Annotated in this window: 18 protein-coding genes; 11 read left to right on the top strand and 7 right to left on the bottom strand. The window is 64.9% G+C overall.

Going from position 1 to position 20,761, the window contains the following annotated elements; all coding sequences use genetic code 11:
- Positions 1-6 precede the first annotated feature (6 nt).
- The 5 genes from BIWAKO_RS12890 (at position 7) to BIWAKO_RS12870 (ending at position 5,686) form a co-directional block, all read left to right on the top strand.
- Positions 7-771 carry an amino acid ABC transporter ATP-binding protein gene (locus BIWAKO_RS12890; protein ID WP_069882430.1) on the top strand — a complete coding sequence of 255 codons (765 nt, stop codon included), beginning with the start codon at positions 7-9 and terminating at the stop codon, positions 769-771.
- Between the two features lie 20 nt (positions 772-791).
- Positions 792-1,622, top strand: coding sequence for an ABC transporter substrate-binding protein (locus BIWAKO_RS12885; protein WP_069882429.1), 831 nt, complete (start codon positions 792-794; stop codon positions 1,620-1,622).
- Positions 1,623-1,746: 124 nt separating this feature from the next.
- Positions 1,747-3,144 carry an argininosuccinate lyase gene (gene argH, locus BIWAKO_RS12880; protein ID WP_244523434.1) on the top strand — a complete coding sequence of 466 codons (1,398 nt, stop codon included), beginning with the start codon at positions 1,747-1,749 and terminating at the stop codon, positions 3,142-3,144.
- 86 nt (positions 3,145-3,230) lie between these two features.
- Positions 3,231-4,340: an aminotransferase class I/II-fold pyridoxal phosphate-dependent enzyme gene (locus tag BIWAKO_RS12875; protein WP_069879012.1), complete on the top strand. Its 1,110-nt coding sequence runs from the start codon at positions 3,231-3,233 to the stop codon at positions 4,338-4,340.
- Positions 4,341-4,345: 5 nt separating this feature from the next.
- Positions 4,346-5,686 carry a M20/M25/M40 family metallo-hydrolase gene (locus BIWAKO_RS12870; protein WP_141740058.1) on the top strand — a complete coding sequence of 447 codons (1,341 nt, stop codon included), beginning with the start codon at positions 4,346-4,348 and terminating at the stop codon, positions 5,684-5,686.
- A gap of 76 nt (positions 5,687-5,762) precedes the next feature.
- On the opposite strand, the gene BIWAKO_RS12865 is transcribed toward BIWAKO_RS12870, so the two are convergent.
- The 4 genes from BIWAKO_RS12865 to BIWAKO_RS12850 form a co-directional block, all read right to left on the bottom strand.
- Entirely contained in the window at positions 5,763-6,734 is a 972-nt protein-coding gene (locus tag BIWAKO_RS12865) for a Rossmann-fold NAD(P)-binding domain-containing protein (RefSeq protein WP_069879010.1), read from the bottom strand.
- A complete protein-coding gene (locus tag BIWAKO_RS12860; protein ID WP_069879009.1) occupies positions 6,727-7,344 on the bottom strand; it encodes a helix-turn-helix transcriptional regulator in 618 nt (205 codons plus the stop codon). The genes BIWAKO_RS12865 and BIWAKO_RS12860 overlap by 8 nt, the downstream gene beginning before the upstream one ends.
- A gap of 25 nt (positions 7,345-7,369) precedes the next feature.
- Positions 7,370-8,485: an aminotransferase class I/II-fold pyridoxal phosphate-dependent enzyme gene (locus tag BIWAKO_RS12855; RefSeq protein ID WP_069879008.1), complete on the bottom strand. Its 1,116-nt coding sequence runs from the start codon at positions 8,483-8,485 to the stop codon at positions 7,370-7,372.
- Between the two features lie 282 nt (positions 8,486-8,767).
- Positions 8,768-11,815, bottom strand: coding sequence for an aminotransferase class III-fold pyridoxal phosphate-dependent enzyme (locus BIWAKO_RS12850; protein WP_069879007.1), 3,048 nt, complete (start codon positions 11,813-11,815; stop codon positions 8,768-8,770).
- 140 nt (positions 11,816-11,955) lie between these two features.
- Here BIWAKO_RS12850 and BIWAKO_RS12845 point away from each other — a divergent pair, with 140 nt between their 5' ends.
- The gene (locus BIWAKO_RS12845) at positions 11,956-12,390 is read left to right on the top strand and encodes an Lrp/AsnC family transcriptional regulator (protein WP_069882427.1); all 435 of its coding nucleotides are present in this window, start codon (positions 11,956-11,958) and stop codon (positions 12,388-12,390) included.
- 58 nt (positions 12,391-12,448) lie between these two features.
- Here the strand turns inward: BIWAKO_RS12845 and BIWAKO_RS12840 are convergent, their stop codons facing one another.
- Positions 12,449-12,988 (bottom strand): phosphatase domain-containing putative toxin, encoded by a 540-nt coding sequence (locus BIWAKO_RS12840; protein ID WP_069879006.1) that lies wholly within the window; start codon positions 12,986-12,988, stop codon positions 12,449-12,451.
- Between the two features lie 159 nt (positions 12,989-13,147).
- On the opposite strand from BIWAKO_RS12840, the gene BIWAKO_RS12835 reads away from it, so the two are divergent.
- The 3 genes from BIWAKO_RS12835 to BIWAKO_RS12825 are packed head-to-tail and all read left to right on the top strand — an operon-like array spanning position 13,148 to position 16,081.
- On the top strand, positions 13,148-14,269 hold the full coding sequence (locus BIWAKO_RS12835; RefSeq protein WP_176733308.1) for an amino acid ABC transporter permease: 1,122 nt from the start codon (positions 13,148-13,150) through the stop codon (positions 14,267-14,269).
- Between the two features lie 2 nt (positions 14,270-14,271).
- Positions 14,272-15,369: an amino acid ABC transporter permease gene (locus tag BIWAKO_RS12830; protein WP_069879005.1), complete on the top strand. Its 1,098-nt coding sequence runs from the start codon at positions 14,272-14,274 to the stop codon at positions 15,367-15,369.
- Positions 15,370-15,394: 25 nt separating this feature from the next.
- Positions 15,395-16,081, top strand: a complete 687-nt coding sequence (locus tag BIWAKO_RS12825; protein ID WP_069879004.1) for a GntR family transcriptional regulator — start codon at positions 15,395-15,397, stop codon at positions 16,079-16,081.
- On the opposite strand, the gene BIWAKO_RS12820 is transcribed toward BIWAKO_RS12825, so the two are convergent.
- Entirely contained in the window at positions 16,057-16,521 is a 465-nt protein-coding gene (locus tag BIWAKO_RS12820) for a protein-tyrosine phosphatase family protein (protein ID WP_141740056.1), read from the bottom strand. The genes BIWAKO_RS12825 and BIWAKO_RS12820 overlap by 25 nt on opposite strands.
- 253 nt (positions 16,522-16,774) lie before the next feature.
- Positions 16,775-17,818, bottom strand: a complete 1,044-nt coding sequence (locus tag BIWAKO_RS12815; protein ID WP_069879002.1) for a transporter substrate-binding domain-containing protein — start codon at positions 17,816-17,818, stop codon at positions 16,775-16,777.
- A gap of 510 nt (positions 17,819-18,328) precedes the next feature.
- Between BIWAKO_RS12815 and pepT the strand changes: the two genes are divergently transcribed.
- The gene (gene pepT / locus BIWAKO_RS12810; RefSeq protein ID WP_069879001.1) at positions 18,329-19,585 is read left to right on the top strand and encodes a peptidase T; all 1,257 of its coding nucleotides are present in this window, start codon (positions 18,329-18,331) and stop codon (positions 19,583-19,585) included.
- A 262-nt stretch (positions 19,586-19,847) separates the two neighbouring features.
- Complete coding sequence (locus tag BIWAKO_RS12805) at positions 19,848-20,714, top strand: AraC family transcriptional regulator (protein ID WP_069879000.1); 867 nt, start codon at positions 19,848-19,850, stop codon at positions 20,712-20,714.
- Positions 20,715-20,761: the final 47 nt, after the last annotated feature.

Here is a 20,761-nt window from a genome sequence, read left to right as displayed (position 1 = left end):
GCCATCATGAACGAGATGGTCCGCGCCGCCGGCGTCAACAAGGTCTTCGGAACATTCGCAGCGCTGAAGGACGTCTCGCTTGCGGTCTCGCGCGGCGAGGTGACCTGCATCATCGGCCCCTCGGGCTCAGGCAAGAGCACGTTCCTGCGCTGCATCAACCAGCTCGAGCGCCCCGATTCCGGCGCGATCGTCATCGACGGCGAGCTCATCGGCTATCACCGCGCCAAACAGCACCTGCTGGAGCTCGCCGACAAGGAGATCGCCCGGCAAAGGCTGATGACCGGCATGGTCTTCCAGCGCTTCAACCTGTTCGCGCATCTGACGGCACTGCAAAACGTGATGCTCGGGCCGATCAAGGTGCAGGGCAGGCCGCGGCGCGAGGTCGAGAAGGAAGCAGTGATGCTGCTTGAAAGGGTCGGTCTCGCCGATAAGCGCTTCAACTATCCCAGCGAACTCTCCGGCGGCCAACAGCAGCGCGTCGCGATCGCCCGCGCGCTGGCGATCCGGCCGAAGCTGCTGCTCTTCGACGAACCGACATCGGCGCTCGACCCCGAACTGGTTGGCGAAGTCCTGAACGTCATGCGCGATCTGGCGCGCTCCGGAATGACCATGATCGTGGTGACGCATGAACTCGCCTTCGCCCGCGAGGTCGCCGACCATGTCGTCTTCATGGATCAGGGCGCCATCGTCGAACGAGGTGCCCCCGGCGCCATCCTCGTCGATCCGCAGCACCCCCGGACACAGAACTTTATCAAAGCGGTCCTGAAGTGACCGAGCAGGAGCAAAGCCCCATGAAGAGATCGATCGCCCTTGGCGCCGGGTTGGCAGCGCTGCTCGCCTGCTCGGTCGCCCATGCCGACGACTCGCTCACGAAGGTCAAGCAGGCCGGCAAGCTCGTCATCGCGACGATGCCTAACTATCCGCCGATCACCTACAAGGATCCCGCTACGAGCAAGCTGACTGGCTTCGACATCGACCTCGGCGAGGCCATTGCCGCAGAGCTCGGCGTCAAGGTCGAGTGGCAGGAAATCGCCTTCGCCCAGATGCTGCCCTCGCTCCAGACCGAGCGGGTCGACACCGCTCTCGCCGGAATGAGCGACACCGTTCCGCGGCGCGAGATCGTCGACTTCGTCGACTATATGCGCTCCGGCACCCAGTTTTACACGGGCGCCCAGCAGGCAGCCAAGATCAAGACCCCGGCCGATCTCTGCGGCAAGAAGGTCGGCGCCAGCCGCAGCACCAACAACCCGCAGCGCATCGCCGAATGGAGCACCGCAAACTGCGAGTCCAAGGGGGCGCCTGCGATCACTGTGGTCGGTACCGAAGGCTCGGTCGACGCGCGCAACCAGCTCAAGACCCAGCGCATCGACGCCTCCGTGCAGGGCAACGAGACCCTGCCCTATTTCCAGGCAATGGAGCCGAACACCTATGTCCTGCTCGGCGAACCCTTGACCGAGGAGATCACCGGTCTGCCGGTGCTGAAGACGAAGCCGGCACTGCGCGATGCCATCAAGGATGCGCTCGACAGGCTGGTGAAGAACGGCACCTATGCCAAGATCCTGGACAAATACGGTCTCGCCCGGAACGGTATGAGCGAGATCAAGATCAACAGCGCCAAGTGACACCCAATAGGTGACACGCAAAGGGGCGGCGCCTGCCGCCCCTTTCGCCTATCCCCCGCCTGAGCCTTGCCCTGTCTGTGTGGGGCTCAGGCCGCCACGTTCGGAACAACAGGAAGCTGAAGAGATGTCGGAGCAGAAGAGTGGCGCCAACAAGATGTGGGGCGGCCGCTTCACGACGGCGCCGGCGGAGATCATGAAGAAGATCAATCCGTCGATCGGCTTCGACTATCGCCTCTACCGGCAGGACATCGCCGCCTCAAAGGTCCATGCCCGGATGCTGGCGCGGCAGGGCATCATCGGCGAGGCGGACAACGAGGCAATCCAGGCAGGGCTCGACCAGATCCTCAAGGAGATCGAGGAGAGCCGCTTTACCTTCAGCGTCGATCTCGAGGACATTCACATGAATGTCGAGGCGCGGCTGAAGGAGATCGTCGGCGAGCCGGCGGGTCGACTTCATACCGCCCGCAGCCGCAACGACCAGGCCGTCACCGACGTCCGCCTGTGGATGCGCGATGCGATCGACGGGCTCGATGCGGTCGTGCAGGAACTGCAGCGCGCCCTGATCGAACGTGCCGGCGAGCATGTCGAGACACTGATGCCGGGCTTCACTCATATGCAGGTCGCGCAGCCCGTTACCTTCGGCCACCATCTCATGGCTTATGTCGAGATGTTCGGCCGCGACCGGCAGCGGCTGGCAGGTGCTCGCGAGCGCACCAATATCTGCCCGCTGGGAGCCGCCGCCCTGGCCGGGACCGCTTTCCCCATCGACCGGCATTTCACGGCCGAGCAGCTCGGCTTCTCCGCCCCGACCGAGAACTCGATGGATTCGGTCGCTTCGCGCGATCACATCGTCGAGCTGCTGTTCTGCTGCTCGATGCTGGCCGTGCATCTCTCGCGCATCGCCGAGGAGATCACCTTGTGGTGCAGCGACGGCTTCCGGTTCATCGCCCTGTCGGACGCCTTCACGACCGGCTCCTCGATCATGCCGCAGAAGCGCAATCCCGATGCGGCCGAACTCGTGCGTGGCAAAACCGGGCGTGTCGTCGGCTCGCTGAATGCGCTGCTCATGACCGTCAAGGGTCTACCCATGACATTCATGAAGGACATGCAGGAAGACAAGGAGCCGATGTTCGACGCATTGGAGACAGTCCAGCTCTGCGTCGAGGCGACGACCGGCATGATACGCGACCTGACCGTCCGCCCGGACCAGATGCGCAGCTTCCTGGAACGCGGCTTTCCGACCGCGACGGACCTCGCCGACTGGCTCGTGCGCGAGGGCGGAATCCCCTTCCGCGACGCCCATCACATCACCGCCAAGGTCGTCGCCAGGGCCGAGGCCAAGGGCTGCACCTTGAGCGCGCTTGATATCGAGAGCATGCGGGACGTCGATCCGCGCATCACCGAGAAGGTCTACTCGGTGCTTGCGCCGGAGCATTCGGTGAACAGCCGCCGCAGCTATGGCGGAACCTCGCCGGAGGTCGTGCGCGAGGCGATCGCACGGGCAAACGCGCGCTGGCTGTGACGCCCGGCATCTGCGCGAAACTGAAGGGAAGCGCTGCCGTTCCGCAGGGAGCCTGCAGCCTTTCCGTTCGATGGAAGGAATGAGGCTTGAAATTCGATATCTTCCAGATGGAGCGCAATCAGACGCTCTTCGAGAACGAGGTTGAGATCAATCTCACCGAGAGCGGCGTTCATCCCTGGGCGATCGAGGACATCCTCCCGCCAAGCGAGATGCAGGACCTGCTCAAAATGCCGTTGGGCTATGGCTGGACCGATGGCCGGCCTGATCTGAGGGCGAATATTGCCTCATGGTATCCGGGAGCCGGGCCGTCCAACGTCCTCGTCACCAATGGCTCCTCCGAGGCGACGATGATCGCGCTGATGACGCTCGTCGAACCCGGCGAACGCATCGTCTTTGCCGTCCCCAATTTCATGCAGGTGGATGGTCTTGGCCGCGCACTCGGCTTCGACGTCCGGCGCCTTGAACTCAGTGGCGACAATGGCTGGCAGATCGACCCCGCCAGCCTCGATGCGGCCGCGGCGGGAGCCAAGGTCATCGCCGTCACCAACCCGGCCAACCCGACCGGCAGCGTGCTGACGCAGGAAAGCCGCGACGCGCTTGTCGCCGCGGCAAGGCAGAGCGGTGCCTGGCTGCTGGTGGACGAGATCTATCGTGGAGGCGAGATCGACGGGCCGGAAACCCGGACGCTCTGGGGCACCTATCCGCGACTGGTGGTGACGAGCAGCCTGTCGAAGTCCTTCGCCTGCCCGGGTCTGCGCCTCGGCTGGATCGTCGCACCAGTCGACGTCGTTGCCGGCGCCGCGGAACGTCAGGACTATACGACGATCGGCAGCGGCATCCTGAGCCAGATCCTTGCGGCAGCGGTCATGAAGCCCGATACGCGCAGCCGTCTCCTGTCGCGCGGGCGCGACCTGCTGCGGACCAATGCCAATCTCGTCGGCGACTGGATGTCGCGTCATCCCGGCTGGTCGTGGAAGCGGCCGGAGGCGGGCGGCATGGCCTTCCTGCGCTATCCGCTCAACCTGCCGTCCGAGGAATTCTCCCGCCTGCTTCGTGAGGAGGAGAGCGTCTTCGTCGTCGCCGGCAGCTGGTTCGGGATCGAACAGCACATCCGGATCGGCATCGGTGTGCCGACCGAAACGCTCGCCGAGGGGCTGAAGCGCCTCGACCGGTTTCTGGTTCATCACGCGGGGTGAATGCGGTGGATGACGCGCTCAGCCGTGGACGGGACGATCTGGCCCGTCTCGTCGCCATTCCCTCGGTCAGCGCCGAGGGCCGTTGCCTGAACGAGGTGGCGACCCTCGTCCGGGATCTTCTCGACGACGCTGGCTTCGTCACCGAGATCCACCCCGGCTCGGTCGGCCCCTTCGTCGTCGGCACGGCTGGCGAGGGACCACTGACCGTCGTGATCTACAATCACTCCGACGTGCAGCCGGAGGGTGACGCGGCGCTCTGGCTGAGCCCGCCCTACACCCTGACGGAGCGCGATGGCCGCCTCTATGGCCGCGGCGCTGCCGACGACAAGGGCGAATTCGCCAGCCGTCTCGCCGGCTGGCGCCGCTTCCGGGCGCTGCATGACGGGCCGCTTCCGTTCCGGTTGATCTGGATCGTTGATGGCGAGGAGGAGATCGGCAGCCCCTCGCTCGATGGCTTCCTGGCGAAGCGCTTCGCCGGCGAGCGTGCCGATCTGTGCTGGTGGGAGTTCGGCGAGATCGATGCCTCCGGCCGGCCTGTCATCCTGTGCGGCTTCAAGGGCATCACCGCGATCGAGCTGCGCTGCCGCACCGCGAAGGGCGACCTGCATTCGAGCTACGGAGCGGTCTATGACAACGCGCTCTGGCGCATCTGCGCCGCCGTCGCTTCGATGCGCGACGCCGCGGGGCGGATCACGATCGATGGCTTCTATGACGATGTGCGGGCGCCGTCCGTTGCCGAGCGTACTGCAGCACTGTCGCCACCCTTCTCGCTTGCCAGCGTCAGCGCTGCGACGGGCGGGGAGTGTACGCTGAACGGCATCGACGGCCAGAATTTCTTCTCTGCGATGAATTTCTCGCCTTGTCTCAATGTCAACGGCATTGGCGGCGGATATCAGGGCGAAGGAGCCAAGACGGTGCTGCCCGCGGAGGCCTTCGCCAAGCTCGATTTCCGGCTCGTGCCCGATCAGACCCCGACGCGCGTTGTCGAGCTCGTGCGAGACCATCTCGCGCGCATCGGCATGGCGGATATCGAGGTCATCGTTCACGACGCCATCGTCCGGCCGGTGCGCAGCGACGCCGGTCACTGGTTCGTCGCCGCCTGCGCGGAGATTCTCGAAGCTGAATTCGGCCGCCCCGCGATCGTGCAGCCGAGTTCCCCGGCATCCGGCACCGCCCATCCCTTCATCGACCATCTCGGCACCGACGTGTTCGGGATCGGTCTCACCCATCACGGTGCACAACTGCACGCGCCGAACGAAAACATCGAGATCGATCATTTCGAACGGATGGTTGCAGCCTCCTCCGCCATCTTCAAGATGCTGGCGCGCCGTGCAAAATCGGACTAGGGCGCTATCTAGCGCAGCTGGTAACTAGCCGGCTTTATATGGCGAAGCACCTGATCTTGGTCGCCCGCAGCGGCGCTCAGCCCCCCGGCCTCGGTGAGGCGTCGAGACCTTCGAGAACGACTCGCGCGATCGCGATGTCCTGAACGGCAAGCCCGGTCAGATCGGCAATCGTGATGTCGCGGGCGTCGTTGCGCCCGATTGCGTGTCCGGCAAGGACCGCGCCAAGTTCGACGCAAGCTCCGCGCTCGATCAATCCGTCGCGGGACGCGGCAGCGAATTCGCCGTGGTCGAGGCATTGATCGAGGGAATCGGCAATCCTGATATCGGCGGCCGCGACCAGACTGCTCTCGAGTTCCTGCTTGCCTGGCGCATCCGCCCCCATGGCCGTGATATGCGTGCCGGGGCTGATCCACGCTGCCTTGAGCAGGGGGCTCGTGGCCGGCGTCGTGGTGATGATGGCATCCGCCTCGGCACAGAGAGCCTCGGGCGAGGTCGCGACGGTAACAGCTATGCCTTCGCCCAGCAGTTCCGCCTGCACCAGCTCGGCGCGCTCCGCAGAGCGGGCCCAGATCGCGAATTCCGGCGTCCGTTCGCGCATGAGATGGGCCGCAGCGCGGATCTGGAAGCGGGCCTGCGTGCCGGCACCGACAATGCCGATCCGGCGCGCGTCATTGCGGGCTCCGGCCCTGGTCGCGATGGCACCGGCGAGCGCGGTGCGCAGATCGGTCAGCCAACCCTCGTCACGCAGGATCGCCACGACTGCGCCGGTCTCGGCCGAGAGAGCGATCATCATGCCACTGCTGGTCGGCAGGCCGCGCCTCGGATTGTCGTAGAAACCGGTCGCGATCTTGACCACGAAGATCGGATCCCCGGTGATATGTCCGAATTTGATGTGGCAGTCGCCGTGATGCGCGGGAAAGCCGAGATAGCCGACGGGCGGCATCTGCACCCGTCCGGCCGAGGCAGCCTTGAACCCCTCCTCCAGCGCCATGATGGCGCGGTCGAGATCAATGGCGGCTTCGATCTGGGCCCGTGCCAGATCAAGCATCGGACGGTCCATTCGCCTGGTTCAGGTAGTTGTAGACGGTGGCGCGCGCGAGCCCGAGGACCCGCGAGATATAGGCCGCGGCATTGCGCCCGCCAAAGGCGCCGCTCGCGGCAAGATCGGCCACCAGTTGCCGCTTCTGCTCGCGGCTCAGCGCGGTCACGATCAGGCCGCGCTCCTGCGTCCATTGCTGGACATATTCGTTAATGCGCTCATGCCAATCCTCCTTGAACAGGACAGGCGGCTTGTCGGCTCCGGCGGGCACGGCGACGAGCGCGCCGAGCGTCTGCATCACGGCGTGGAAATGCGAGACGTCGACATTGATGCAGAGCACGCCGATCGCCGCGCCATTGGCGGTGAGGACGACGCTGATCGATTTGATCCGGCGGCCGTCCCAGTTGATCTTCTCATAGGGACCGATCGTCGTCTCGGCCTCGTCGAAACCGATCTCGTTCAGGAGCGATGGCTCGCCCAGGACCCGCTGCGAGAAGTTGCCGGCAATATGGACCACGGTCTGCGAGCCGAGATCGTGCAGCACGACCTCGGCATAGGGACGGAACAGCAGGGCGACGGCGTCGCAAATCGGCGCATAGGCCATGAGTTCGGTCGGCATGATCCAGGTCCTTGGCAGCCCCGGTCTAGCGCGGCTGCGACTTCAGATAGTCGCTCAGGCGTTCGAGACCGGCCTCCAGGTGGTCGCCCGGTGCCCCGATTCCGATACGGATATAGCCGTCGAGACCGTAGACGTCTCCGGGCAGGAGCATGATGCCCCGTTCTTCGCGCAGCCGATGCACGAGTTCCGTCGAGTTCATCGAATGCGCATATTTCACGAAGGCCATGCCGCCGGCCTTGGGCGGAACGAAGGAGAAGAACTCGCTGTTGCGCTCGACCCAGCTCGTCAGGAGCGCCAGGTTCTGTCTCAGGATGGTCTTGCTGCGCTGGAGGATCTCGGCGCGCTTGGCCGGTTCGACGACGATGCGGGCGACATACTCGCTGATCGCGCTCGTGGTGATCGAGGTATAGTCCTTGCGCTGCCAGGCGGCGTAGATATCGGCGGTGGGGCCGACCAGCCAGCCGATGCGCAGGCCCGGCAAGGCCATCGCCTTCGACAGGCCGCTGGTGATGATCGCCTTCTCGTAGAGATCGGCGAAGCTGGGCGGCTCGTTACCCTCGAGCTCGGCACCCTTGTAGACCTCGTCGGCATGCAGATAGGTGCCGTTCTGGCGGGCGATCGCGACGAGCCCGTCCATCGTCTCGCGCGAAAGCAGGCTGCCCGTCGGGTTGTTCGGGTGGCAGATCGTCATCAGCTTTGTGCGTGGCGAAACGGCCTTGCGGACATCGTCGAGATCCGGGGTCCAGCCGAGCTCCTCGCGCAGCGGAACCTCCTTCACCGTGACCCCGATCGCCCGGGCCCAGCCCCAGATCTGCAGGTAATTCGGGACGAAGACGACGATCTCGTCGCCCGGCTCGAGCAGCGACATCACCATCAGGAAATTGGCCTCGGCCGAGCCATTGGTGACGATGACCTCGTCTGATGTCCGGCCGCGATAGAGCCGCGCCACCGCTTCGCGCAACTCGACAGCCCCGTTAGTCCAGCCATAGCCCAGTTCGACATCGAGCAAAGCATTGCGCTGGCCCTCGTCGAGCAGCCCGTTCAGGCTGTAGGGATGAACGCCGCTATCCGAGAGATTGAACTCGACGGTGTTCTCGTAAAGCGACTGGATCCGCTCCAGGGTGAATTCTTCGATCTTCATGACGCTCGTCCAAACGCGGGTTCGAGCTGTCTAGCACAGAGAGCGAAGACAAAAAAGTCCAAATTAGAAGCATTGTCTAATTCGATAGATCCTGGACCGCTCGAGCACCTCTTTGCCACGGCGCCGATACACCGTCTTCTGCGTCTCGCGCGGGAATTCGCGTTCGCCATCGCAGCCGGGTTGCGCAGGCGTCCCCAAGATTGCCCCGGCGGAGGTTGCCCACCGCCGGGCTTGTTTCAGCAAGCGACGCGCGTCGCTTGCTGAGTGCGTCGACCAGTGGCTTCAGCCCAGCGTGTCGCGCATCGCCTCGTCGAGGGTCTCGAGCAGGATGTCGGCATGCTCGCGCCGGAAAGTCATGGGAGGGCGCAGCTTGATGACGTTGTCGAAGGGGCCGTCGGTCCCCATCAGCACGCCGAGCTCCCTGGCCCGATTGACAATGGCCGAAGCGGGTTCCCCGGCATGCTCCTTGGTTGCGCGGTCCCGCACGAGTTCAAGGCCGAGGAACATGCCACGCCCGCGCACGTCGCCAATGACCGAATAGCGGTCCATCAGCTTGCGCATGCCGGCGAGGAGATAGTCTCCCTGCTCCACGGCGTTCGGCAGAAGACGCTCGTCTTCGAGCACCTCGAGGACGGCAAGCCCCGCCGCGCAAGACACGGGATTGCCGCCGAACGTGTTGAAATACTCCATGCCATTGGCGAAGCGCTCCGCGATCTCGCGGCGCATCGCGACAACGGCAAGGGGATGGCCGTTGCCGATCGGCTTGCCCATGGTGACGATGTCCGGCACGACGCCGTGCTCCTCGAAGGCCCACATCGATTGGCCCACGCGGCCGAAGCCCACCTGCACCTCATCCGCGATGCACAGGCCACCGGCGCGACGAACGGCGTCGTAGATCGCACCAAGATATCCCGGCGGCAGGAAGACCTGCCCCGCGACGCTTGGGATCGTTTCGGCGATGAAGGCGGCGGGCGCATGCCCGTCCTTCACCAGCCGGTCGATGATCTCGCAGGCATGCTCGCCGTAGCGCTTGCCGATCTCGCCCTCCGGCCACTCCGCCGGTGCGCGATAGGGATCCGCGACAGGCAGCACATGCGTCTGCTCCGGCCGCCCGCTGCCTCCCTTGCGCTTGAACTTGTAGGGGCTGATGTCGATCAGACCCTGTGTGTGGCCGTGATAGGCCCAGTCCAGCACGATCATGTCGCGTCGCCGCGTATGGGCCCGGGCCGCGCGCAGCGCGAGTTCGTTTGCCTCGCTCCCTGTGCACACCACGAAGAACGTATCAAGCTCGCCCGGCAGCGTCTTCGCCAGGCGCTCCGTGTAGTCGATGATGTTGTCGTGGAGATAGCGCGTGTTGGTGTTGAGGCGCTGGGCCTGCCGCGTGATCGCATCCACCACGCGCGGGTGGCAATGCCCGATATGGGCGACGTTGTTGTAGCAATCGAGATGGGCTCGGCCGCTCTCGTCGATCAGCCAGACATCTTCGCCGCGAACCATCTTGAGCGGCCTGCGATAGGACAGCGACAGATTTGGGCCCAGCCGCTTCTTGCGCGCCGCCTGCAGGGCATCCTTCTCCTGCCCGGTCCTGTCGAACGTCTCCGGCGGCAGGCCCGCGAAATCATAGGGCGCAGGAAAGAGGTCGTTCCAGACGCCAGGAAAGGCCGACTCGCCGACGCCCGGAATGACGCTGACGTCATCATAATCCGAGGCGACGAGCTGCAGATGAAGATGCGGTGCCCAGCCGCCATTCTCTGCGTAGTCACCAAGCCGCGCCACCCAAGCGCCGGCCGGCAGTTCTTCGCCGACGCGGCGCTCGCGAACCGACGCATGGTCCAGGTGACCCCAGAGGCTCCGGAAGCGCAGGCCAGGCTCCGGCTCATGCTCGAGCAGCAGGAGCCCGCCATAATCTTGCGGCGCAGGATTGATCGTGGCCGCCACCACCTTTGCCGGCAGCGGGGTGAAGAGCGGCGTACCCGCAGGCGCGAAGATATCGAGGCCGAGATGGATATTGCGGCGCGCGCCGTCGATCAGGGTCGAGTCGAAGAAGGGCGCCGTATAGACGGTGCGCAGTTCGCCATGCGGTCCGAGGCCGAGCGTAAAGCCGTGTTCCCTCTGCAGATCGGCATAGGCCCGGTCGGCCGCAGCATGATCCTGCGCCGCGCTCGCCCGTGCCAGTGGCGCCTCGGGGTTACCGAGATCGACCACGTGCTTCTGCTGGCGCGCCGGATGCGGGTGCATGAGCGGCGCCAGCGTCTTGCGGTTTGCCGCCAACCAGCTCCGCAGGCGCCCGGCCCCGGGCGTCGACTCGAGGCCACAGGCGTTACGCAGGATCGCCGTGGCAATACGGCGATCGACTTTGCCGAGCCGCTCCAGGAGGTTCCAGGCCGGCCTTTCGCTGACGAGGAGATAGGGATTCTCGAGCGCTTCGGCATGGCGCGTCGCCGAGATCGACACGCTGACCGCCAACCGCGCAGCGATTAGATCGAGCAGGATGTCGAACTCGGCATCCTGCAGCGGCAGCTCCGCGTGATAGCCTGCGGCAATCATGGCGGCTGTTTCGATCGGGCTCTTCTCGTCGAGCATTGCGTAGGTGCAGGCAACGGCAAGCTCGGCGATGAGCGGCGAATGGGCCGCGTCACCAAAATCGATGAGGCCCGCGATCGCGCCGTTCTCGGGATCGGCGACCAACAGGTTCCAGTCATTGGCGTCGTTGTGAATGACCCCATGGCGCAGGCGCCGGAGCGTCGGCGCGACCCGGGAATCATAGGTGTCGAGCACCTGCTCCAGGCAGCGCCTCTGCGCCGCATCGGCCACATATGACAACCGCTGGCGCGCCCGCGGCGTCTCGCGGATCTCCCAATCGAAGGCGACATGCGCACCGGGATGACCGAAGCTGCCGAGCACTCGGTCGAGCTGCCCGAGGACGCGCCCGATGTCGCGCAGCGTTTCCGGAGTCTTGGCAACTTCGGCGAGCGGCGTGCCAGGGAGATAGGTAACGAGACGGACGCAGTGACGCTCGCCGCCGCGACCCGTCAAAAAGCCGAACTCCAGCCCATCGCGCGTCGGCACGACACGCGGTGTCGGCAAGGTTGGATCGTTGATTTCGACGTGCCGGAGCAGTGCGGTCTGGAACTCGATCGCGGTGGGCGGCTCGGCCGCATTGACGATCTTGAGGATGAACCGCTGGCCATCGGCCGCGCATACGTCGAAATTCTGGTCGCGTTCGCTGGGCAACCCATCAAGGCGGCCGACAAGGCCGAAGCGCTCCCGCAGGACCTCGGCCGCTTCGTCGAGGGAGAAAGTCGGGCGTGGGTGGTTGACGAAGGTCATCGCAGGCTTTCCGAATTGTCGCTCTGCCATCAATCTGACATTGATGCGGTGGCGGCCGCGCTGCTCCAATCGGCGGTTTTGCCGCCATTGTGGCGGTAGCGACCTGCTATGGCCGCCACACGGATATCTGCGAGCCCTTGATGGCGATGGACGAGACGAACGCGAAGATTCTGCGGCTGCTCCAGGACAATGCGCGGCTGCCGATCAAGACGATTGCCGGAAGCGTCGGGCTCGCCCGCAGCTCCGTGCGCGAGCGCATCGCCAAGATGGAGACCGACGGCACCATCCGCGGCTACACGGCAACCGTCATGGAGGGCCGTTCGGGTGCCGACGCATTCCGCGCCTTCCTGATCATCCGCCTCACCAAGACACCGGCGCGCGACACGGTCGATCGGATTGCCGTGCTCCCGGCGGTCAGGCGGTGCTACTCGATCGGCGGCGAGATCGACGTCATCGCCGAGATCGAGGCGGAGACGACCCGGGCATTGAACTCCGTGCGTGACGAGATTGCCTCGATGCCGCATGTCGCCGACCTGACGACGGCAATCGTGCTCGCAGACGAGAAGCCAGCCTGAGAGATCGACGAACGCCGGCGGTCACCTCTTGGTCACGCCCGCGCCGCGACAGCCCGCTTCACATGCGAGACCGCGCATGAGCGATCAGGTACTCGACCTGCGCTGGCGTCTCGATCGCGCCGGCTGCATGTTCATGCCGGATTTTCGCGATCGCAGCCTCGGCTTCGAGGCCGCTTTCGATGAGCAGCAGTGCCGCGACCGTCCCGGTGCGCCCAAGCCCCGCTTTGCAATGGATGGCCCAGTTCTCCCCCGCCGCGAGGCGACGCAACAGCGCAAGCCTCTGCCAGTCCTCGACGAAGGCTGCACTCGGCGCGCTGTAATCGGGAATGGCCGCATGGGCCCACGTCAGTCCGGCCTCCCGGACAGCCACGGAGAAGCGCTTCGTCTCGCAAGGCAGCTCATGCGCCTCGACGAGGCTGAGGAGGCCGCCGGCTCCAAGCCTGGCGAGATGATCAAGATCCTGAGCGAGAGCCGGCACGGGATCGGCGCCTGGCAAGGGGCGCCCTCGCCACAATCCCGGACAAGGGGCCAGCACCAGCTTTCCGGCGATCCCGGGCAGCGCGATGATCGATGCTGGCTTCGAAGCTGACTTGTCCAAGCGGACCCCTCCGGGCCGAGCGCAAGGCCCGCAACGCCCATCAATTGACTCAGTGATATAGCTGTGTACAGCTATATCACTATGGAGTCCATGTCAGCCCCTCCGCCCAATGCAGTGAGTTCCATGCCGCCTCCGCCACGGACGAGGCGTGAGCGGCTCATGGCCCTGCTTTGGCCGGCGGCGACATTGCTCGGGATCGCCCTTCTCGGTCTCCTCGCGGCTCGCAACGTCTCTGCGAACCTCGCGGCTGCGGGAATGGGAATCGACTTCTCGTTCCTCTGGCAGGAAGCGGGCTTCGATGTCAGCGAAAGCCTGATCGGCTATTCGCCCCGCGACACCTACGCCCGTGTGCTGCTCGTCGGCATCTTGAATACCCTCGCCGCGGCGGCCCTCATCCTCGTCCTGGCAAGCGGCATCGGGCTGTTCGTCGGCATCGCCATGACCAGCTCCAACTGGCTCGTGCGCACGTTGGCGCGCACCTATGTCGAGTTGCTCCGCAATCTGCCGAAGCTGCTGATCGTGATCGCGCTTTATGTCGCGATGGTGCGCAGCCTGCCCCATATCCGCTCGGCCTGGACCAGCCCCTTCGGCGCGATGCTGAGCAATCGCGGTCTCGTGCTGCCCTGGCCCATCATCGAGCAGGGCGGCCAGGCGCTTGCGATCGCAGCCTGCCTCTGGCTCGCAGGCGCCATCTTGTGGCTGCGCGCCGCCCGGCTGCACCAGGACCGCACGGGTGAACGCCGCCCGGTCTTCCTGCCTGTGGTCGCTGCCGCGGCGGGCCTCTACGCGGCGCTCGATCTGACAGGGACACTCCACGTCATCTGGTCTGTGCCGAAGCTGGCGGGGTTCAATGTCGCCGGGGGCGTGAGCCTGTCCTTGCAGTTCACCGCGCTTGTGGCGGCCCTGTCGGTCTATCACGGTGGGCAGATCGGCGCGATCGTGCGCGGCGGCATCATCGCCACGTCGCACGGGCAGCGCGAGGCAGCACAAGCGCTCGGCCTCGACTGGCTGAAGACGATGCGGCTCATCGTGCTGCCCCAGGCACTGCGCGTCATCACGCCGCCGCTCGGCAATCAGTACTCCAACCTCCTGAAGAACACCTCGATCGCGCTGGCGATCGGATACTCCGATTTGCTCAGCGTCGTGAGCACGTCGGTGAATCAGACATTTCGCCCGATCGAACTGATGGCGCTCGTGGCCGCCTTCTTCCTGATCGCGAACCTGCTGATCTCGGCCTTGGTGAACTGGTGCGACCATGCCTTCCGGCTGAAGGCGCGCTGAGAATGACGCTGACAGTCGACACGATCGCCCGCGCGAATGCCCCTCCCCGGAAGGGGCTCGCGCCCATCCTGGGCTGGCTCCGCCAGAATCTGTTTTCGAGCTGGTGGAACACGGTGCTGACCGTCGTCACGCTCGCTCTTCTGGTCCTGTTCGCCTGGAGCGCACTGACCTGGGTGGTGCTCGACGCGGTCCCGTTTTCCGGAAGCCGTGCCGAATGTCTGAATGCCACGGGAGCCTGCTGGGCATTTCTCAGCGAGAAGGCCAATCTCGTCCTGACCGGAACCTACCCGGCCGCCGAGCGCTGGCGCGCACATCTCGCCAGCGGCCTGATCATCGTGACGATCCTCGTCTTTGCACTGGTTCCGATGAGGCTTGCGATCCGGGCAGGCATGGTCGTGGGCACTGCAGTGGTCTCCTACCTGCTTCTGCGCGGAGGCTTCGCTGGCCTGCCCTTCGTCGAATCCCACCGCTGGAACGGCCTGCCCCTCATCCTGTTCCTGTCTGCCTTCACGATGGCCGCAGCATTTCCGCTCGGTATCCTGCTGGCGCTGGCTCGCTGGTCGCAGCATCGCGCGCTGAACCTTGCCGCCGTCGCCTATATCGAGACGGTGCGCGCCATTCCGATGGTCGCGGTCTTGTTCGCCGGCATTTTCGTATTGCCGCTGCTGCTGACGCGCGGCGCGACCATAGAGCCCGTCGCCGCCATCCTGATCGTGCTGACCCTCTTCTATGCGGCCTATTTCGCGGAGGACATTCGCAGCGGGCTGCAGGCGCTGCCCAAGGGACAGATCGAGGCGGGTGCCAGCCTCGGCCTCACCACCGCGCAACGCATCCGCCTGATCGTGCTGCCTCAGGCCTTGCGCACGGCCATCCCCGGCATGACGAACACGATTATCGGCAGCTTCAAGGACACCTCGCTCGTCGCCATCGTCGGCATGCATGATTTGCTTTCGACAGCCCGCATGGCATATGCCGATCCACTCTGGCAGGCCTATGCTTTGGAGGCGAACATTGCGATCGGGCTGTTCTATTTCCTCTGCTGCTGGATGATCTCCGAACGAGCGCGGCGACTCGGGCACGGCGCCGGCAAGCTCGGCTGAGACCGGCCTTGCGACAGGGAGAGCTATGACGATCGAACTCACCAGCCCCGAGGCGCAGCAGCTTCGCCAGATGGTCCGCTCGCGCAACGATGTGATCTTCGAGATCGTGCGCGACCGCATCTGCCTGCGTGAATATGACGAAGGGCATGTCATCCACGAAGCGGCACTCGCCGCGGAGTTCCACGTCAGCCGCACGCCGATCCGGCAGGTCCTGCAGCGCCTTGTCTACGAACAGCTCGCGGAGACGCGAAACGGCGTCGGCACGATCGTGTCCTATGTCGATCATCACGCTGTCGACATGCTGCGTTTCCGCATCGGCCTGACGGGTCTGATCGCCGATCTCGTGCCGCTGCAACTCCCGACTTCGCTCAGGTCCGACTATGCGCGGTTGCGCTCACTGGCCGAGGGACTGCGTGACATATCCCCCGTCAAGGAGGTCTGGGGTGTCTGGCGCGCCCATCACGAGGCGCGCAACGCCTTGATCGGCGACGAGGCGCTGCGTCAGATGGACGACATGATTTTCTTCCGCATCGCGCGAAGCTGGGTCAACTGGCTGAAATCCGATCCGGGGCTCGTGAGCGCCCTGCTCGTGCAGGAAATCGCGGCGACCGCCGAGAAGGCCGAAAGCCTGCCGGCATCGGAGCTGTTTCGCCTGCATGCGGCGCATCTCGAATTGCTGCTCGCACGCTATGGCGAGGACGATAGCAAGTAGGAGACCTGGGCCTCGCTTTCGATTGCGCCCGGCCGAACCGCGCGCACCGCGGCGATCGCATCCCGCGGCGGCAGTCCGGTCTCGATCAGCACGCGCGCGGCCATCATGCCGCTGCGGCCATATCCGGCGAGACAACAGAAGGCGACCCCGCGGCCGAAGCTTAGCTCGCCAAGGATCGCCTGGGCCAACCGCGGCCAGTCCAATGTCTCGTCCGGCGCGGAGAAGTCCGGGATAGGCGCGCGAACGAGGCGAATCCCGCGCCGCTCCGCAGCGCGTCGCAGATGTTCGCTGTCATCGGCATCGCACTCCGTCTGGTCCAGGAGACTGACCAGGAGCGTCGTTCCCCTCGACTTCAGAATGTCGAGAACCTGCTCCTGCTGATCCGCGTCGATGGTCCGTTCGCCACGCCGGAGGATGAGGAGCCCCGGCAGCGGCAACATGCCCACGGCTCCGGCATGCCCCCGGACCGTGACCCATACCGGCCCTTCCTCCATGCCCGCCCCCCGCAAACCTTGCCCGATCCCGTGTTCTGATCGGTGCCGACTAGAGGCAGATCGGGCGGAACTGTCCAGAACAATGGCATCGGCAATCTTGGAAGAGCAGGCGACGGCGGGGCCGGAACGCATTCCGGCTCGCCAAGCGATCGGCGAGCCGGAAGAAGAACACGCAGTTGCACTGCGGCTGAACGACGGCCTAGCGGACGGGGAACGCGAAGATCAGCCCGCCATCCCTGGCCAAGCGGTTCGGAGACGCTGAACGGTCCATGGCGAGAGGCGAGCCCTTGCCGATATGCTTTTCGAAAACCTCGCCGTAATTGCCGACCTGCTTGATGATCTGCGCGCTCCAGTCGGAACGCAGGCCAAGCTTCTTCGCCATGTCGGCAGTTGGCCCGGTCGGGGAGATCAGCCGTTGCTCGTCGACTGGCAGATCCTTGAGCGAGGCGAGCTTGGCGTCGATATTCTGCGAGGTGACACCGAATTCCTCGGCGGCGACCATGATCTGGACACCCCAGAACAGCGTCTTCTCCAGCTCCGTATCCGGGCGCGACACAAGGGCGAGCGGCTCGGTGGCTGAACGTTGGGGAACGATGACGTAATCGTCCGGCTTCGGTGCCAGCAGGCGATCGGCGGCCAGGGCCGACACCGAGCTCGCCACCGCATCGCATTTTCCGGAGAAGAATGCCTGCAGGCGTGCGGTCTTGTCAGCGATGTTCTCAACCTTGTAGGGCAGCTTCGCCGTGCCGAACCAGTCGGCGAGATAAAGCAGCGTCGTCGAGCCCTCTTCGGCACAGACGGTTGCGCCGGACAGATCAGCGAGCTTCGTCATGCCAAGGCTCTTCGGCACCATGAAGCCTTGGCCGTCATAGAAGGTGGTCGTCACGAAGGACACGCCGGGATCGGCGTCGCGGGTGCCAGTCGCGGTAATGCCGCGCGAGGCAATATGCGCGCTGCCGCTGATGATCGCCTTCAGGCTGTCGGAGAACCCGATGCCGCGCAGCTCGGCCTTGGTCCCATCGCCGAAGATGGCAGCCGCCGCCATGCGGCAGAAATCGACATTGAAGCCGCGGAATGCGCCTTGGCTGTCGGGGACGGAGAAGCCGGGTGAGTTCGGATTGACCAGGCAGACGATCTTTCCGTCCTGCTTGATCTTGTCGAGGACCGGGCCGGCCTGTGCGCCCGGCGCAGCGGCAAGCAGAGCGGCCGCGGACAAGGCCATGCGGAGCACGTGAAACGCCATATCAATCCCCCTCTTCCCTCTGGAAGTTTTAGCTATCTACCTGTATACAGCAACGCAGCAAACCGTCAAACCCACGGCGCCGCTCGCGGCGCTTTCCGTCGCGATGCCTCCCCATTCTGAAGGCCCAGATCGAAGAGCCCCTCTTGGGGTCCGGGTACGGTGCCTGAACCGAGGGCGGCTAGACCGGGCCATGCCAGACCAACCATTGCCTGTGCCTCCTGGTAGGCCTTGAAGCCGGCGGCAGTTGCAGGGACCGAGGCTGGCGGGGCGGAGCCCGCTCGTCTTGGTGCGGTTGCATAATCGCGACGTCCCGCCACACCACCCGGATTGCGGCACGCGAAGGGGAGACCAGCCGGGCCACCACTGTCCGGCAGCTGCCATTGCGCTAGATTCGTCGCAACGGGAGCAGCAATGGGCCAGCCGCAATCACGCCGGTTGCTTTCGGGTCATGGAACGCCGACATGCCGCCTGACACGGCATAAGAGCCTCGAAGAGCCGAATGGAGCAGGAATGAGCATTCGCGAGCAACTGGTCGAGCGGTTCTTCCGCTATCTGGCGGTCGAGAGTCAGAGCGACGCCACAGCGGCGACGCTGCCGACCACACCGGGCCAGCAGCGGCTCGCCGCATTGCTTGCAGAGGAGTTGCGCGCACTTGGACTTGAAAGAGTCGTCCTTGACGACCACGCCACCGTCACCGCCATGAAGCCGGGCACGAGGCCCGGCGCGCCGAGGATCGGCTTCATCGCGCATCTCGACACGATCGACACCGGCCTCTCGCCGACGATCCGCCCGCGCATCCTGCGCTTCGAGGGGGAGGATCTTTGCCTGAATCCTGAAAAGGACATCTGGCTGCGCGTGGCGGAGCATCCCGAGATCCGCCCCTGGCTCGGCCAGGACATCATCGTCGGTGACGGAACGAGTGTGCTCGGAGCCGACAACAAGGCCGCGATTGCCGTAATCATGACGCTGCTCGAGGAGCTCGGCCCCGAGAGCCAGCATGGCGACATCCTGGTCGCCTTCGTCCCTGACGAGGAGATTGGCCTGCGCGGTGCGAAGGCGCTCGATCTCTCCCGCTTCGACTGCGATTTCGCCTATACGATCGATTGCTGCGAACTTGGCGAGGTGGTGATCGAGAACTTCAACGCCGCTTCAGGCGAGATCGTCTTCACTGGCGTCACCGCCCACCCGATGGCGGCGAAGGACATCCTCGTGAACCCGCTGCTGATGGCGCTCGACTTCATCGGCCAGTTCGACCGCGCGGAAACTCCCGAAAACACCGAGGGCCGCGAAGGTTATTTCTGGTTCAGCGACATCGTCGCCAATGCCAGCGAGGCGCGCCTGCGTGTTCTGATCCGCGACTTCGACAGAGAGGGGTTCGAACAGCGCAAACGGCGCATCAGTGAGGTTGCCGACCTGATCGCCGCGCAATATCCCAAAGGTCGCATCGACTACCAGGTGACCGATACCTATCGCAACATCCAGGACAGCCTGGGTGGTGACCGCCGCTCGGTTGACCTGCTCTTCGCGGCACTGGAGGCGCTGCGGATCGAGCCGAAGCTGATCCCGATGCGCGGCGGAACGGACGGCGCAGCGCTCTCGGCCAAGGGGCTGCCGACCCCGAACTTCTTCACGGGCGCGTATAACTTCCACTCGCGCTTCGAGTTCCTGCCTGTTACCGCCTTCGAGAAATCATGGGAGGTCGCGCGCATGATCTGCACCTTGGCAGCGCAACCAAACGGCTCACTCGAGGTAACCCAGCCGGATTGAACGGGCCCGCGCCGAGCGTCATCGGGCGCACGACACCAACCGGCAGATCGGATCGGCCGCCCGGACGCGTCGTGGCATGCGGACCTTGGCCGGACGTCAGCGGCGCGCCTCGACGCCTCGACATCTACGCTGCCACGGCCGCCCAAACGGCAGCCCGCGCGTGGTTGCAGGATCATTAGAATTCTTATAAACTATTGATATTGCAGAGATTTATGTTTCTCGTCTATGACGGATCCCAGGGTACGGACGCCATGGGGCTGGAATGGACGATAGGCTCGATCAGGATCGGTCCTCGGCTTCGATGCAGCTGTTCTCGAAGCGACTGAGGGTGTCCGCCGGAACGTTTCGGCACGGGCGGGGCGAACAGGTCGTCGGGCCGATGAAGCGGGGGCTCAAGGTCGTCGTCATGCTGCAGGGACATCAGTCCTACGAGCTCGACGACAGGCCACCTCTGGCCATCAACAGTCCGATGCTGCTGGTCGCCGCCAATGACGGCGATCATGTCCAGAAACGGACCTGCCTCTCGGGCGAGGGCGTGCGCTGCGCGATCGTGCAGCTTGATGCCGACTTCGCGCAGGACGAACTCGGCGCCAGCTTCTCAGGCCTGATGGGACAGATGCAGGGCAGCGGGATCGGCCCGGGACTATGGGCGCGCACTGCCGGCGCCGATCTCCGCGGGATTGCGCAGCAGATGGCGGAATGCCGGATCGAAGGCGCGATGCGCAGTCTCTACATGGCGGGGAAGGCTCTCGAACTCGCCGCCACGGTTGTGGACCAGATCGTCAACGAGCGGCCGCTGCGGGCTGCTCGCCTGCCGCCGCGAACGGTCGAGCAGATTCGCGCGGCACATGCCCTGCTGCTTCAGGCCGCGCGCAATCCCCCGACATTGGGGGAGCTCGCCAGGAGCACGGGCCTCAATGTCACCAAGTTGACTGCGGGCTTTCGGCAACTCTACGGAGCGAGCGTCTTCGACTATCTCCAGGCGTATCGCCTTCAGCAGGCCTACGATCTGATCCGCAGCGGCGAGAAGAGCGTCGCCGAGGCGGCCTATCACGTCGGTTACAACCCTGCGCATTTCTCGGGCATTTTTCGGAAGCGCTTCGGCGTTCTGCCCAGCGCATTGCGTTGACGAGGTTTCGCCGAAGTTCAGTAGACCGATTGGAAAGCTTCAAAACT

It is taken from the genome of Bosea sp. BIWAKO-01, from assembly GCF_001748145.1.
Lineage (GTDB): Bacteria > Pseudomonadota > Alphaproteobacteria > Rhizobiales > Beijerinckiaceae > Allobosea.
This window is presented reverse-complemented; position numbering and strand designations above follow the sequence as displayed.